The organism is Blautia sp. AF32-4BH (assembly GCF_003460565.1).
In the GTDB taxonomy this organism is placed as follows: domain Bacteria; phylum Bacillota; class Clostridia; order Lachnospirales; family Lachnospiraceae; genus Fusicatenibacter; species Fusicatenibacter saccharivorans.
Window position 1 is genome coordinate 39,301 of sequence record NZ_QTVL01000017.1, and the last position, 15,466, is coordinate 54,766.

Genomic DNA, 15,466 nt, shown 5'->3' on the forward strand with positions numbered 1-15,466 from the left:
AAGAAAATGAACGTAGTGCGACAGCCCCTTTTTTCGCATTATTTTTTCAGGAGTGCTGCTGAATGCTCTTTAATCAGAACAACTCTGCAATCGCCGCGATCTTCTCACAGTTTTCCGGCAGCGGACCATTGATTTTCGGTGACTGGCGCGTTGCCACGTAACAGCTTGCGATTCCGGCAGAGGCTGCACCGTGGCAGTCAGCGATGTCGTCATTTCCTGTCATCAGGCATTCTGCCGGATCGAGGTGATACTGCTTCAGCAGCATCTCATAAAACGCCGGATCCGGCTTTTTCACACCGGCATCCGATGAGAGCAGGATTCCGTCAAAGTATTTCGTAAGGCCGAGCAGGGAAATTTCCGGCGCGGTGAAAAGCGCCTGTGCGTTGGACAGCAGAAAAACCTTCTTTCCTGCGTCTTTTAAACGCTGCAGCATTTCCGGCACGCCGGGGAACAGTTTCAGTTCTTCTATCGAAATCGCACGGAACATTTTCGCCAGATCTGCAATTTCTTTTTCCGTTACCGAAACAGCTTGATCCTCAAACAGCTGCCGGAACACATCCGCAATGTCGATTTCCGGTACATGGCTGCCGCGGCATTCCATTTTAAGCGCAGCTTCCTGCTCTTTGATTTTTGTCTCATACGCCATCCGGAGTTCTTTCGGCTCATAGGCGGCCCCTTTCATGCCGAAGAACAGGCTCATTTTTTTCCAGAGATACGCTTTCTTTTCATTCGTATGTATATCTACCAGAGTTCCATATAAATCAAAAATATAATTCTGATACATCCTTCATCATCCTTTCTTACGGAAAGTTTTCCACACGACACGTATTCTACCAGACTTTTCTCCACAATTCCATGTCTTTTTTCCAGACTTCCTATCTTTTTTCTCCACCCGGGCTTTCCATCAGACCAGATCGTTGAAACCTGTTTTGTCTTGCTTTCTGTAAGAAAGAATCCTGCCAGGAGGGCTTTTTACTTTATCGGAAAATTCAACGAAGTTTCTGGTAACGCAAAAAATTCCCCTGTACAGATTTTGTCCGCAACAGGGGAATTCATTACATCTCACAGTTTCCTGCGAATTGTAATCTTTGATTTACTTTCTCGCATCCAGCATTTCTTTCACCAGACGAATATACTCCGGTGTCGTTCCGCAGCAGCCGCCGACAATGCCTGCACCCGCGTCTACCAGAATGTTCATATATTTTGCAAACGTCGGCGCATCCATGCTGTAGATTGCCTCACCGGTCGGCGTGATTTTCGGCAGGCCGGCATTCGGTTTTACGATAACCGGTACTCTTGCCACTTTTTTCATGGAATTTACGACTGCCTCAAGCTGATCCGGTCCGACCGAGCAGTTCAGTCCTACGGCGGATGCTCCCATTTCCTGCAGTGTCTCAACTGCTTCCACAGCGTTTCCGCCGAACAGGGCAGAACCGTCTGCTTCCAGCGTCAGAGAACACATAATCGGCAGATCGCAGACAGAAAGTGCAGCATCCATAAAGACACACGTTTCGTCTACGCTCAGCATCGTCTCCGCTACCAGAAGATCAACGCCCGCATTTGCTACCGCTGTTACCTGCTCTGTGTAGGATTCCAGCAGCTCTTCATAAGAGAGATCGCCTTTTGGCTGCAGCATTTTTCCCGGTGTGGAAAAATCTCCCGCGATCAGCGCACCCGTTCCGGCAAGCGCTTTTTTCGAGATATCCACCAGGCGTGCGTTCAGCTCCTCCACCTCGTTTTCTCTTCCATAATCCGCTAATTTCAATCTGTTTGCACCAAAGGTCGGCGCATAGACAATCTGGCTTCCCGCCTCCACGTAAGCCTTCTGTAAATTTGCCAGAATATCAGGGTGCTCCAGAACCCAAAGCTCTGTACTGACTCCTTTTGGCATTCCCGCTTTTGTCAGATTTGATCCGGTTGCGCCATCCAATAAAATGACACCTGCTCCGGCAAGCTGTTCAAATTCTTCTCTTGTCATTTTCTTTTCTCCATTCTGCCCGAGTTACCTGCAGCACATGTCCGCGTATACTGACAAATCCCGGCTGTTTTTTCTGAACCTGCCGCGCTTTTCGCGTCAAATTCATGTTCAGTATAGCATTGTATTGTTTTCCCGACAAGTAAAAAAAGAGGTATCCGTTTTGGATACCCCTTCGTCTGTTTCTGTTCCCGAATGTTCAGCAAACCACGACATTCTCAATCATGATGCGCGTCTGAATGATGTGTCTCCGAATGATGCGTCTCCGAATGATGTGTCCTGCCCGAGCTGTTCCCCCCACCGGACGGGATATTCTTCGGTGACCCCGGAGACAAATTTGTTCCCTGGTTCACACGGGTTGCTTTCTGTCCATTTTCCACCTGCGAGGATGCCGATACCGTTGAAACACCCGAATCGGAACTGTTTTCCGTTGCAGCATTTTTTCCACACGCAACGAAAGCCAGTACTGCTGTACCGACAAGTACGGAAATTACTGCCTTCTTCATTTCTCCACCTTCTTTCCTGGTACATCGTTTTCGCCTGAACATTAGAGCGTGTCTGAAAAATTATTTCCGCAATTTGCGAGATACACTCTGGTTGTAATTTCATTTTAAATGAACTTCTTACTATTGTCAATTTACTCTACAAATTCCCTATTATTTTCTTTTTTTTGTTCAAAAATATTTTCAGACACAAACAGCAGCCGGACCCCTCTCCCGGATCCGGCTGCCGTTTGTCCTGTATCGTATGCTTTTATTCTGCAGTGCTTGAAGACGTCGAATCAGTGCCTGTGCTGCTTGTCGATGTCGTTTCGGTACTGCCTGATGTCGTGCTGTCAGACGTTGTACTGTCCGTTGCGGTACTGTCCGTTGTTGTGCTGTCGGTTGTGGTTCCATCTGTGGAATCTGTAGAAGCGCTGTCAACTGTCATCGTATACAGATCTGCGTCCGTTACTTCAAGTTTTTTCCAGTTGGATGCGACCTTGATATCGCTCTCCTTTACCCATCCATCCAATGTATCGTTGTACTTATCCGATTTGCGGTTGGAAATGATAGTCTGTCTTCTGGACTCGGTTTTGTCCTCGTCGAATGCTTTATCTACACGGATCACATAATATGCATCGTCGCCTTCGATGACACCGTCATAATACTCGCCATCCTTCAGCTTTGCTGCTTCTTCCGCTACTTTATCTCCAAGAGAACAGGTATCGTCATCGTCTTTCTCCGATCCGGTTCCAAAGGATGTCTCGGAAGAGGTCAGATAAGAAACCTCAGAGGAGGAATCGCTGGCGGAACTGCTCGATGTGCTCGCGCTTGAAGCGTCGGATGCGCTTGTGTCGGAAGCATCGGAAGAAGAGCTGCTCTCATCGGAGCTGTCGGCAGAATCGGTGGAATCTGCGGTATTCTCCGCATTTAACTGATCGTTCAGCTCCTTGCGCAGATCGGTAAACGATGCGGTTGCCGGATCCTCAGACTCTTTTAAGAGATCCAGGAATCTCTGTGCGATTTCTTTCTTTGCCGCTTTTTCCTCGTCCGTCAAATCAATCGTTTTTCCATCGTCATCCTTCTCGGTTCCTGCTGTGGATACCGTGATGTAGCTGATGGAGGTCTGCTTTGCCTCTTCATCGGATACCTCGGTATCTACATCTGCGATGATCGGATCATAAATTCTGGTCTGAATAACATACAGCTCCAGTGCATCCTGGATGTCCTCAACGGTTGCGTGCAGCTTTTTCATCACATCGTCACCGTTCTTATCTGCGAATGCCTGTGCAGCCTCTTTCGCCTGCTGTTTTTCCTCGTCTGTCAGGGAAATTCCGTATTCCTCTGCGTGCTGCCGCATCAGAAGCTCTTTTTCGATCGTATCAAGAGACTGCTCCTTGAACGTTTCCCCGGTAGTCTTTCCATCGTCGCCTTCCTTGTCGTACATCTCAGACGGCATCTGCATTCCGTACATAGAGTACATCTTGGAATAATAATTGTACATGGTTGCCTGCTGATATCTCAGCATGAAATTTGCCTGTCCGAGTGTAATCGACTCGTCATTTACAGTAACTGCCGTTTTTGTTCCGTCCACATTGTCGGAACCGCAGCCGGTCAGTCCCATCGCTGCCATCGAAGCACTCAGCATAACGCAGACTGCTTTTGCTTTTAAATTTTTCATTACTTCCTCCTCATGCAGGACGAAATGTATGCTCAAAAAGAGTTTTTCTTTTTACACATTCGAATTTCCGGTCCTGCATCGATTTTTATAAACGCTTTTTCTATTATACCCTTTTTGCTGATACAGGGCAACTTTTTTCTTCCCTGTTCACGCCTTTTTCACACGATTTTGGGGGTATGCGAGTGTTTCACTCCTGCGTGATCTGCAGCAGATCTTCCACCAGTGCATGGCTCTTCTCCAGCAGATCGATCTTTTCCTTTGAATTTCTCCGCCGCGGCGTGTAGACAAACGCCAGCGACTCCATCTGGAATTTCAGTTCGTCTCGGTATTTCTGCAGCAGCTCCGGAATCCGCGCCACATCGATTTTTGCATGCTGCTGTAAGGTGACTCGTACCGAATCGCCCATCTGTTTCAGCTCCGTCACATACGCACAGTGCGCCAGCGCTTTCAGTTCTGCAACAGCCAGAAGATTCTGTACATTTTTCGGCGGTTCCCCGAAGCGGTCGGTCAGCTCCTCCGTCATGTCCTCATACTCTTCCTTATTTTCAATCGCCGCAATTCGCTTATAGGTGTCAAGCTTCAGAGACTCGTTGCTGATGTAGCTATCCGGAATATAGGCACTGACATTCAGATCAATCGTTGTCTCGAACGCCTCTGCCGGTGCGATGCCCTTCGCCTCCTGGACAGCCTCTGCGAGCATTTTACAGTAGAGATCGTATCCTACCGACTCCATATGGCCTGACTGCTCCGCGCCCAGCAGATTTCCAGCGCCGCGGATCTCAAGATCACGCATCGCAATTTTAAAGCCGCTTCCCATCTCCGTAAATTCACGGATCGCATGGAGACGCTTCTCCGCCACTTCCTTCAACATCTTGTTTCTGCGGTACATCAGAAATGCGTAGGAAGTCCGGTTCGACCGTCCGACGCGGCCGCGGAGCTGATAGAGCTGTGACAGTCCCATCTGGTCGGAATCATGGATAATCATGGTATTGACATTCGAAATATCGAGTCCTGTCTCAATGATCGTTGTTGACACGAGCACATCGATCTCTCCGTTGATAAAGCCGTACATGATCTTTTCCAGCTCACGCTCTTTCATCTGTCCGTGCGCAAAGCCTACATTTGCATCCGGCACGAGCTTCTGAATCGTGTTCGCCATATCCGCAATCGACTGGACACGGTTATAGACATAGTAAACCTGCCCACCCCGCGCCAGCTCACGGTTAATCGCCTCGCGGACCATTTCTTCATTGTATTCACAGACAAAGGTCTGGATCGGCTGACGATCCTGCGGTGCTTCCTCGAGCACACTCATATCGCGGATGCCGATCAGGCTCATGTGCATGGTACGTGGAATCGGCGTCGCCGTCAGTGTCAGAACATCCACATTTTTTTGTAGCTGCTTGATTTTTTCTTTATGCGTCACGCCGAACCGCTGCTCCTCATCGACAATCAGAAGGCCAAGATCTTTGAACTTCACATCTTTCGACAGAACGCGGTGTGTTCCGATGACAATGTCCACGAGTCCTTTTTTCAGATCCTCCAGCGTTTTTTTCTGCTCGGCCGGTGTGCGGAAACGGCACAGAAGATCAACGCGCACCGGGAAATCCTTCATGCGCTCGACAAATGTATTGTAATGCTGCTGTGCCAGAATGGTGGTCGGAACGAGGTAGACGACCTGTTTGCTCTCCTGCACTGCCTTAAACGCTGCACGGATCGCAACCTCGGTCTTGCCGTATCCGACATCGCCGCAGATCAGGCGGTCCATAATCTTTTTGCTCTCCATATCCGCCTTTGTCGCCTCAATCGCCGCAAGCTGATCGTCCGTTTCCTCAAACGGAAACAGTTCCTCAAATTCCTTCTGCCAGATCGTATCCTTTCCGAACGGATAGCCGGATGACGCCTGCCGCTCGGCATACAGCTTCACGAGATCCTGTGCAATATTTTTTACCGCATGGCGAACCCGTGTTTTCGTTTTATTCCATTCCTGACCGCCGATTTTATTCAGCTTCGGTACCTTTGCAGCTTCGCCGGACGCATACTTCTGCAGCGTATCGAACTGGGTGGCCAGCACATAGAGGTTCGATCCGCCCGCATACTCGATTTTCATGTAGTCACGCGTTACGCGGTCCATCTCAATTTTTTCGATACCGCGGTAAATACCAAGACCGTGGCTCTCATGCACGACATAGTCACCGATCGATAGATCCGCAAAATTCTGGATTTTCTGACCGGAATACTCCGATTTCTTCCGGTTTTTCTTCTTCTCTTTTCCAAAAATATCCGTCTCTGTAATCAGCACAAATTTCTGCATCGGATATTCAAAGCCTCTGCGGGCCGCGCCGTGGATCAGCATGACCTCGCCCGGTTTCAGAACACGCTCCTCATTCTCGCTGTAGAAGGCCGGAATCTCCTCATTCTGCAGGTCCTCTGCCAGATGCTGCGCCCGCGTCCGCGACGGACTCGCCAGTACAATACGGTAACCCGCTTTTTTCCAGGATTTCAGATCTTTTACCAGAAGCGGGAACTGATTGTTATACGAATTGACCGATTTCACCGTCACACTGAATTCGTCACGGATATTCCACTCGCCCTTCTGCGGCTCCATCAGCGATACGGCAACACAGCCGCGGCGGTTTAGTTTTGCCACAAGCTCCGCCGTACTGCACATCAGCTTCGCCTGTCCCGGCAGGAGGTATCCCTTTTCGAGACGGTGGCTCACGCTCTCCTGAAATTCTGCTTCCAGCGCATCGGCACACTCGATGATGCGGTTCGGCTCATCGAGGAAAATGCGGCTGTTCTCCGGCAGATACTCAAGAAACGAGACGGTCTCCGGATAAAAATAGTGAAGATACTGTTCGGCTCCCTGCAGAATTTCGCCTTCTCCGATCTGGTCGCAGATTTCTTCTGCTGCATGGCGGATCCTTGCCGCTTCCTCTGTCATCATTTTGTCGCGGAATTTTGTGCTTTGCGCTTTCGCCTCTTTTTTAATCGCTTTCACACCGCGCGCAATCGTATTCTCTGTTAAAATCAGCTCCGATGCCGGATAGATTATGATTTCCTCGAGGTTTTCAATCGACCGCTGGCTCTCCGCATCGAAGCTTCGGATGGAATCTATCTCATCGCCCCATAGCTCAATCCGGATCGGGTTCTGTTCCGTCAGCGGATAAATATCGAGAATGCCGCCGCGGACGGAAAACTGGCCGGTCGACTCCACCTGAAAGGTACTCTCATAGCCGAGCCGCACCAGCTCTTTTCTTATTTTATCCAGATCGAGTTCGCTGTCATTGCGCAGATGGATGCAATGTTTTTCGAACACGCCAAGAGGCAGAAGAAAGTCCATACATCCCCCTACACTGGTGATGATGGTAACTTCCTTCCGCTCAAGAAGTGCCTGGATCACCTGAAGCCGCTGCCGGATCAGCAGATTTCCGTGAATGTCTGCCTGATAGAAAATCAGGTCCTTCGCCGGATAATACAGCGTCTCCGCATCGTACAGCCGGTAATCCTCATATAATTCTTTTGCTTTTAATTCATTTTCCGCGATCAGAAGCCGCACCGGGGCATCCTCGGAGAGACCTGCGATCATATGGGCTTTCTGGCTTTCCAGACAGCCCGAGATCACCGTCACACCTGCGGTTCCTTTTTTCAGATCACGGAACAGCTCGTCAAAACGGGCAATTTCTTTGATCGGTTCTAATAACGCTTTCATTTTCCTTACTCTGCCGGGTTTGCAGATTTGCGGTTATACTCGTTCATGGCTGCGTCCACATCCCCGTTCAGCATCTGCTCGATTGCTTTTGCCGCATGCTCGATCGCCAGATTTACAAGGGGACGTTCGTCTTTCGTAAACGGACTTAACACGTAGTCCGCCAGATCCCAGTTTTTCGGTTTCTCACCGACGCCGACCTTCACACGCATAAAATGGTCGGTGCCAAGATTAGCGATGATGTTTTTGATGCCATTGTGGCCGCCCGCGCTTCCTTTTTTGCGGATACGGATCTGTCCCGGCGCCAGGCTGATATCATCGTAAACCACGATCAGCTCGCTCTCCGGATCCACTTTGTAATAGTTCACCAGCTCCCGCACGGACTCACCGCTCAGGTTCATATATGTCATCGGCTTTGCAACGATAACCTTCTGACCTGCGATCATGCCTTTTCCGAACAGAGCCTTGTGGCCTGTACCGGAGGAAGGGATCTGATATTCATCGATCAGATAATCGATGGTATCAAATCCGACATTGTGCTTCGTCCCTTCGTACTGGCGCGTTGGATTTCCCAGACCTACTATAATATACATAAATTCTCCTGTCATCAGACCATTTTCCGGCGCAGTTTTTGTTCACGTCACGGTCAAAACGGATATTCTCCATCCACTTCGCTACTTGCGCATAACCGAATAGCTGCTTCGCCGCACCGAAAAATGATATATTGTTTTTCCATCTGTCATAAAGAAAGAACACGAACAAAAGAGCAGCCTTTTTCCTGCTCTTTTATTCGCTGAAATGCTTCGGCAATGTTTAGTTAAAGTATACCAGTTCGCTCTCCGGTTTCTTGGCCGGTTTGATTTCTTTTGCATACAGAACCGGGCCTTCGCCATCGTAAACCTTCATATAGCCCCATTTTACCGTTGCAGTCACGTCAACCCAGGAACCCATTACGAGAGATTTGGCGCTTGCGCATTTGCAGACATAGCCGATAAAAGAAGTATCATCTGCACAGCAGGTCATTGCCATACGACCCGGAACAAAGAAATCGGCTCCGACATCCTTGCTCTTTAATACCATACCGCGGAAATGAACAGTCTTGCCCTCGTAACGCTCCGGGTTGTCGCCCATATCGACATACCAGATTCCGTAATCGGCGTCATCAATCTCGATCACATCGGCATCGGTATCAAACGGCATCTGATCCTCAAAAATGTTGTCAATTTCGCCTTCTTCGTTCTCAAACAGAACGTCGCACGCCTGGTTGACTACTTTGATGCTGCGGCGGAAGGATGGAAGCGGATCTTCCGGACGACAGCGGTTGAACATAACCATATCCGCATTTTTTGCCATCTCCATGAAAACAGATTTCATATTCTGCATATAAATCTGGAAGCAGCTTGCATCGACTGTCACAATCTCCTGTACAATGCCCCAGCCGCGCGGCAGCTCCATTTCTTCGAGTTTTTTTACACTCCAGAGCGGATTGTATTCCAGAATAATACGCTCCGGGCGATATTTACGGTTCAGTTTTTTCAGGTAATCCAGGGTAAACTGCTCTGGTCCTTCTACGATTTCCAGGACGGTGTTGTGTTTGAGCAGTTCTTTTTCGTCGTACTCTACTTCACCTTCTTCGGTTGTGATCAGAAGGGTCGGTCCGTCGATCTGGAAATAGTCCTGTGCTACGGTAAAATTGATAAAAGAGGTTTTTCCACTCTCCAGAAATCCTGTTATGAGATAAATCGGAATTTCTACTTCGTCTTCTTCGTACATTTTGTACCTCCGTTGTCTTTGACGTACTCCCGGAATCTTTCTGCACTTGCTTTTGCGGCTGAGATTCCGGACGTGCCTTTTGCTTTGTCTCTAAATCAAGAAAAAAGCTGCCACATCGGATTTTGTTTCTGATGCGGCAGCTTCACTACAGTTCACAGGTACCCTGCGGACCGTAATTTTCGCAGCTACTTTGTATTTTTACAGTCCGAACAGCTCTGCCAGCTTATCTTCTGCTAATTTGGAACCGATGACACAGATTCTTCCGGTGAATTCCGGTGCTCCGTCACGTACTTCGTACTCTTCCGGAACCATATCGAAATAGATCCACTGTCCATCGGCGCCTGCTACCATACCTTTGGCCCGAAGAACCATACCATAAGCGGTATCCTCGGAAAGTTTCTTTAAGATGCCTTCGATCTGCTCTTTGGTGAAGGTCTTCACAGTCTCCTGACCCCAGCTTGTGAAAACTTCGTCTGCGTGATGATGGTGATGATGATCATGACCGCAGCAGCACTCGTCATCGTGGTGATGATGATGCTCATGGTCGTGATCATGGCCGCAGCAGCACTCGTCATCATGGTCGTGGTGATGATGCTCATGCTCCTCGTCGTGATCGTGGCCGCAGCAGCACTCGCCGTCATGGTCGTGATGATGATGTTCATGTTCGTCCTCATCATGATCGTGATGATGGTGCTCATGCTCCTCATCGTGGTCATGGCCGCAGCAGCACTCGTCGTGGTCATGATGATGGTGATGATGCTCTTCCTCTTCTACCTGCGCAAGGTTGATGATGGCACCTTCCATCGTATCGAGTACTTTCTTACCACCCAGTACTTCAACCGGTGTGGTAATAATGTGTGCTTCCGGATTCAGCTCGCGGAGCATCTTTACTGCTGCCTCTACTTTTGCAGTGTCAGCCTTATCGGTACGGCTCAGGATGATGGTTCCTGCGCTCTTTACCTGATTCTCGAAGAATTCGCCGAAGTTTCTGAGATACATTTTGCATTTCATAACGTCGACTACGGTTGTTGCGGAATTCAGGGCTACGCCTGCTTCTTTTTCTACGCCGTCTACCGCTTTGATGACGTCGGAGAGTTTACCTACGCCGGACGGCTCGATGATGATGCGGTCCGGGTGATATTTGGTGATAACGTCTTTTAATGCTGCGCCGAAGTCTCCCACAAGAGAGCAGCAGATGCAGCCGGAGTTCATTTCACGGATTTCGATACCGGCATCTTTTAAGAAGCCTCCGTCGATTCCAATTTCACCGAATTCGTTCTCGATCAGGACAACCTGCTGGCCTTTCAGCGCGTCTCCGAGGAGTTTTTTGATCAGGGTTGTTTTTCCTGCGCCCAGGAAACCTGAAATAATGTCTATTCTTGTCATTGATTTAACCTCTTTATCTTGTTGATTCCGTTTATAGTTAGCTATAAAAGGGCCGAAGTTTATCCTCCGCCCCACACTCACGCCTATTATAGCAACCATAGAACAAAAAATCAAGGGGATTTCCCTTGCTTTTTCTGCATTTCACCATTATAATATATTACATGTCTTTTCTACTTTAACGCGTTGAATGGGCAAATCATTTTACCTATGAATGGGGGACTTTTTTTATGAGTGGAACGAAAGAAAAAAAACTCAATCTGCCACAGTCACTGCTTTTGCTGCTGCTGATCATCGTATCCGTCGCAGTCTGTATCCGCCTGAAAACCGGCGGTCCTATGATCGGCCTGTTTGCAAGCTGGATTTTTATCTATCTGTTTTGTAAAATTTTCGGTATTTCTTACGCCAAAATTGTTGCCGGCGCATACGATGCCATCCGTATGGTCGTCCCGACGCTCTGCCTTCTGATGACCATCGGTGTCATGATCGGCACCTGGCTGCAGAGTGGTACCATTGCCACCATCATTTCCTGGGGCTTAAAAATGATTAACCCGTCCTGGCTGCTGCCTCTGACGCTGCTGTTCTGCTCCATTTTGAGTATTGTAACCGGTACTTCCTATGGTTCCGTCGGAAGCGCAGGTGTTGCCATGATGGCGATCGGAAACGCCATGGGTATCCATCCTGGCATGGTAGCCGGTGCTGTCATCTGCGGTGCCATGTTCGGTGACAAATTAAGTCCTCTTTCCGATACCACAAACCTTGCTCCGGCCGTTGCAGATGCCAAACTTGGCGATCATATCCGCTCGATGCTCTGGACCACCCTTCCAACGTATGTGATTACCTTAATTCTTTTTACTATTCTCGGTTTCCAGCAGACCAGCGGAAGCTATACCGAGGGAAGCATTACCGTTTACATCGATGCTTTAAACGATGAATTCCAGCTCGGATGGATTACCATGATCCCTGCCATCCTGATTATTGTATTGCTCCTCTGCAAAGTAAATGCGATCTCTGCACTTGGTCTTTCCAGCTTCGCTGCCGGATTTGTTTCCTATTTTGTGCAGCACGATACTCTGCAGGGCATCATCCGCACAGCTTACAACGGTTACACAACCACAATCGAAGAACCGGTATTACAATCCATCTTAAACCGCGGCGGCATGGGAAGCATGCTCCAGTACGTAGCCATTATCTGCTTTGCTGTCGGCATGGGCGGCATGCTGGAAAAACTCGGTGTACTGGATCACATTCTTCAAGCGATTGTAAAGAGAATCAACAGCGATGGAAGTATGATCCTTGCAACGATGATTGTCGGTTACGTGACCAGCCTCATCAGCTGCTCCCAGCCGATGGCACACGTTCTGACCGGCCGTCTGATGGCACCTGTCTTTCAAGAGCGCAAGGTTGCACCGGAAATTCTTTCCCGCTGCCTCGAAGACTCCGGAACTATGGCTGGTCCTATGATTCCATGGCATGGCTACGGCGTATACATGGCCGGCACACTTGGTGTTGCATGGTCGGCATTTTTCCCGTACTTATTCCTGCTTTACCTGACCCCGGTTTTCAGTATTTTCTATGGATTTACCGGAATTTCCATTAAGCATCTTCTGGAAACCAAAAACAATGAATCAAAAGAAGAGAAATAAGGCAAAAGCAGAAATCGTAACAGAAAATCATAAACAGAAACAGAAACAAAAAAAGAAAAGGAAAAGAGAAAGAATGCAGACAAAACTTGTTCTTCTCGGAACCGGCACACCAAATGCGTGTCCGAATGCCAACGGACCTTCCTCCGCTGTCGTGGTCGGTGACCGTGCTTATCTGGTAGATTTTGGCCCTGGCGTTGTCCGCCAGGCCTCAGCCGCCTATTTTAACGGCGTGGATGCCCTGCGGCCGGATCTTCTGACCGTTGCCTTCTGTACGCACCTTCACACAGACCATACCGCAGGGTACCCGGATCTGATTTTTACTCCGTGGGTGCTGGAGCGCCCGGTTCCATTGAAAGTTTTCGGGCCAAAGGGCTTACAGCACATGACCGATCATATCTTACAGGCCTATGAAACCGACATTGATTTCCGAATTCACGGTTTCGAAAAAGCAAACGAATCCGGCTACCGCGTTGAGGTAACAGAAATTGAATCCGGCATTGTCTACCGGGATGACCTGGTTACGGTGGAGGCTTTTCCGGTCAGCCACGGAACACTGGAATGCTACGGCTATAAATTCACCACACCGGACCGCACAATCGTCATCACCGGCGATACCGCTCCGCTGGATCTCGTGGCAGAAAAATCGAAAGGCTGTGATATCCTGCTGCACGAAGTGGAATACGCCGCCGGAATCTCCTGCCGCGAACCAAAATGGCAGAAATACCACCGGGAAGTGCATACGTTAAGCACGGATCTTGCCGGTGTTGCAAAAAAGGCAAATCCGAAACTGCTCGTTACGTATCACCGGATTTACCATATGAATGTACAGGATAACCACAAAAACCTTGCCGCCGAGATGGCATGGCGCGATGCCGCGATTCTGGATGAAATCCGGGATGCAGGGTATGACGGATATGTCGTGAACGGAAAAGACCTGGATGTATTTTAAAATACGGGGCAGCGTACCAATTCTGGTTTACGAATTGGTACGCTGCCCCGTTCGTTTTGGGATGAGCCCGGAGACGCTTTCTATTTTCATTTACCCGACTGGCAGATTCTACCATACTCTGCGTTATTTCAGAACTGTTTTTTCTTTGACATTAACCTCCTCAGAACGTATAATCATAGTATTACAACTCTGGCAAAACAGCAGGATTTTCTGCTGTTTGTCGTTACAGGAACCTGATCCGCAGACGGCTTGCACAGTCTGCCTTTCGTTTGCGTTCCAGAAAGGATGTTTTATATGGCAGCTACTACTGCGAAACCCGTAAAAAGCGCCGGTAAAATTCCCGGCAGTACCTTGAAAATCATTGCGATGGTCTGTATGCTGATCGACCACACTGCAGCTGTACTTTTCGACCGAATCCTGATTTCCCGTGGTCTTCTGGATGCGGTGAACGCTTCGGACGGAGGCGCATCATTTCTCTCCACAGGAAACACAGCTGTGATTTATTACGCGGACATGATTATGCGTGCCATCGGACGAATCAGTTTTCCAATTTTCTGTTTTCTGTTAATTGAGGGATTTCTACATACACATGATGTGAAAAAGTATGCTCTGAATCTTGGTATTTTCGCACTGGTTTCAGAAGTTCCGTTTGACCTTGCATTTGCGGGAAAACCGTTTTATCTGAATTATCAGAATGTATTTTTCACTCTGTTTATCGGCCTTGTGATGATGATTTTCCTGCAGAAGATTGATGAAAAAACGCATCAGGACGGTACAAACTGGCGGGGAGCCAACTGGAAAGTTTCCATTGGAAAACTGCTGGTGATCGTAGCGGCATGCACTGTTGCTACACTGCTGAAAACCGATTACAGTGCGATGGGAATTCTGACGATTGTTCTGATGTATAACCTGCGTAACAATAAGATGTATTGTATTGGAATTGGCTGCGCCGTACTTACGCTGCTGAGCCTGAATGAAATCACCTGTTTTCTGGCGATGATCCCGGTGCATTTTTATAACGGAAAACGAGGATTGAATCTGAAGTATCCGTTTTATGCGTTTTATCCGGTGCATCTGCTGGTGCTGTTTGCGATTGCGGCGGTACTGGGGATGGCGGGGGTTGCGGTTGTTTAAAAAACGGACACCCGGAAGTGCACCTGCGCCGCCTGGGACTGTGCCCTGGGGCACAGTCCCAGACGACACAGACGCACTTCCGGGCTGACATTGAGGCGGGCGGTGGGGAGGTCTGGATTTGCTGCGCAAATCGGCGTGAGATTCTACTTAATATACTTCTTAACTTCCAACGGATACCCCAAAAGCTCTTCGCTGCGAATCACTTCAAAATTCTCCGGTTGAAAATCTTTGCGTAACGTCACAGTGTTCAGGCAATGATATCCCAATCTATGATAGAGTTTTATCGCTCCAAAATTTCGTGCAGCTACCTCAAGATAGACAGATTCAGAATACTTTTTTATCTCGGCTTCGACCAGCGCAATCGCATGACTTCCGTATCCGTTTCCCTGGTATTCCGGAAGTACGAAAAGATCTTCGATCCAGTCAACTTCCGCCCCGCGGCTTCCGAGATGCACAAATCCAATGGGGATCTCTTCTTTTAAGATAAAATAAAACACATGCCCTTTGTCTGTCCAGGCAGCAAGATTCTCCGCGGCCTCTTCGTCGGTTATAACATAATCACCATGAGCCAGCCAAAAGCCTCGAATCAGCTCTTTTGCAAGTTGTGCTTCGTTTTCATATTTCTGTAAAGCTATAATTTCATTCATTTTTTCATCTCCCTTGTTTTTTTAACCGAATCAAGTAAGTCCCAACCCCCTGCTTATTGCTTCGCGCAATGGAAGCAGGTGACTTGC

General features: G+C 48.6%; 12 protein-coding genes. 3 read left to right on the forward strand and 9 right to left on the reverse strand.

Annotation, left to right across the window (positions count from 1 at the left end):
- Nucleotides 1-73: 73 nt before the first annotated feature.
- The 8 genes from DWZ44_RS15620 to DWZ44_RS15655 all read right to left on the reverse strand — a co-directional run bounded on the left by DWZ44_RS15620 (nt 74) and on the right by DWZ44_RS15655 (nt 11,006).
- The gene (locus DWZ44_RS15620; protein ID WP_117805278.1) at nt 74-784 is read right to left on the reverse strand and encodes an HAD family hydrolase; all 711 of its coding nucleotides are present in this window, start codon (nt 782-784) and stop codon (nt 74-76) included.
- 309 nt (nt 785-1,093) lie between these two features.
- Entirely contained in the window at nt 1,094-1,978 is an 885-nt protein-coding gene (locus DWZ44_RS15625; protein WP_055220913.1) for a homocysteine S-methyltransferase family protein, read from the reverse strand.
- 215 nt (nt 1,979-2,193) lie between these two features.
- Nucleotides 2,194-2,481 (reverse strand): hypothetical protein, encoded by a 288-nt coding sequence (locus DWZ44_RS15630; protein WP_055220917.1) that lies wholly within the window; start codon nt 2,479-2,481, stop codon nt 2,194-2,196.
- A 247-nt stretch (nt 2,482-2,728) separates the two neighbouring features.
- Entirely contained in the window at nt 2,729-4,138 is a 1,410-nt protein-coding gene (locus DWZ44_RS15635) for a SurA N-terminal domain-containing protein (protein WP_117805279.1), read from the reverse strand.
- A 187-nt stretch (nt 4,139-4,325) separates the two neighbouring features.
- Entirely contained in the window at nt 4,326-7,850 is a 3,525-nt protein-coding gene (gene mfd, locus DWZ44_RS15640) for a transcription-repair coupling factor (RefSeq protein WP_117805280.1), read from the reverse strand.
- A 5-nt stretch (nt 7,851-7,855) separates the two neighbouring features.
- Nucleotides 7,856-8,440 (reverse strand): aminoacyl-tRNA hydrolase, encoded by a 585-nt coding sequence (gene pth, locus DWZ44_RS15645; RefSeq protein ID WP_022462621.1) that lies wholly within the window; start codon nt 8,438-8,440, stop codon nt 7,856-7,858.
- A 220-nt stretch (nt 8,441-8,660) separates the two neighbouring features.
- Nucleotides 8,661-9,620 carry a TIGR03943 family putative permease subunit gene (locus DWZ44_RS15650; RefSeq protein WP_022462622.1) on the reverse strand — a complete coding sequence of 320 codons (960 nt, stop codon included), beginning with the start codon at nt 9,618-9,620 and terminating at the stop codon, nt 8,661-8,663.
- Nucleotides 9,621-9,818: 198 nt separating this feature from the next.
- On the reverse strand, nt 9,819-11,006 hold the full coding sequence (locus DWZ44_RS15655; RefSeq protein WP_117805281.1) for a CobW family GTP-binding protein: 1,188 nt from the start codon (nt 11,004-11,006) through the stop codon (nt 9,819-9,821).
- Between the two features lie 227 nt (nt 11,007-11,233).
- Between DWZ44_RS15655 and nhaC the strand changes: the two genes are divergently transcribed.
- The 3 genes from nhaC (at nt 11,234) to DWZ44_RS15670 (ending at nt 14,732) form a co-directional block, all read left to right on the forward strand.
- Nucleotides 11,234-12,649 (forward strand): Na+/H+ antiporter NhaC, encoded by a 1,416-nt coding sequence (gene nhaC, locus DWZ44_RS15660; protein WP_117805282.1) that lies wholly within the window; start codon nt 11,234-11,236, stop codon nt 12,647-12,649.
- A 73-nt stretch (nt 12,650-12,722) separates the two neighbouring features.
- On the forward strand, nt 12,723-13,598 hold the full coding sequence (locus DWZ44_RS15665; RefSeq protein ID WP_117510903.1) for an MBL fold metallo-hydrolase: 876 nt from the start codon (nt 12,723-12,725) through the stop codon (nt 13,596-13,598).
- A gap of 294 nt (nt 13,599-13,892) precedes the next feature.
- Nucleotides 13,893-14,732, forward strand: coding sequence for a TraX family protein (locus DWZ44_RS15670; RefSeq protein WP_022462626.1), 840 nt, complete (start codon nt 13,893-13,895; stop codon nt 14,730-14,732).
- A gap of 143 nt (nt 14,733-14,875) precedes the next feature.
- On the opposite strand, the gene DWZ44_RS15675 is transcribed toward DWZ44_RS15670, so the two are convergent.
- Nucleotides 14,876-15,379, reverse strand: coding sequence for a GNAT family N-acetyltransferase (locus DWZ44_RS15675; protein WP_117805283.1), 504 nt, complete (start codon nt 15,377-15,379; stop codon nt 14,876-14,878).
- Between the last annotated feature and the right edge of the window lie 87 nt (nt 15,380-15,466).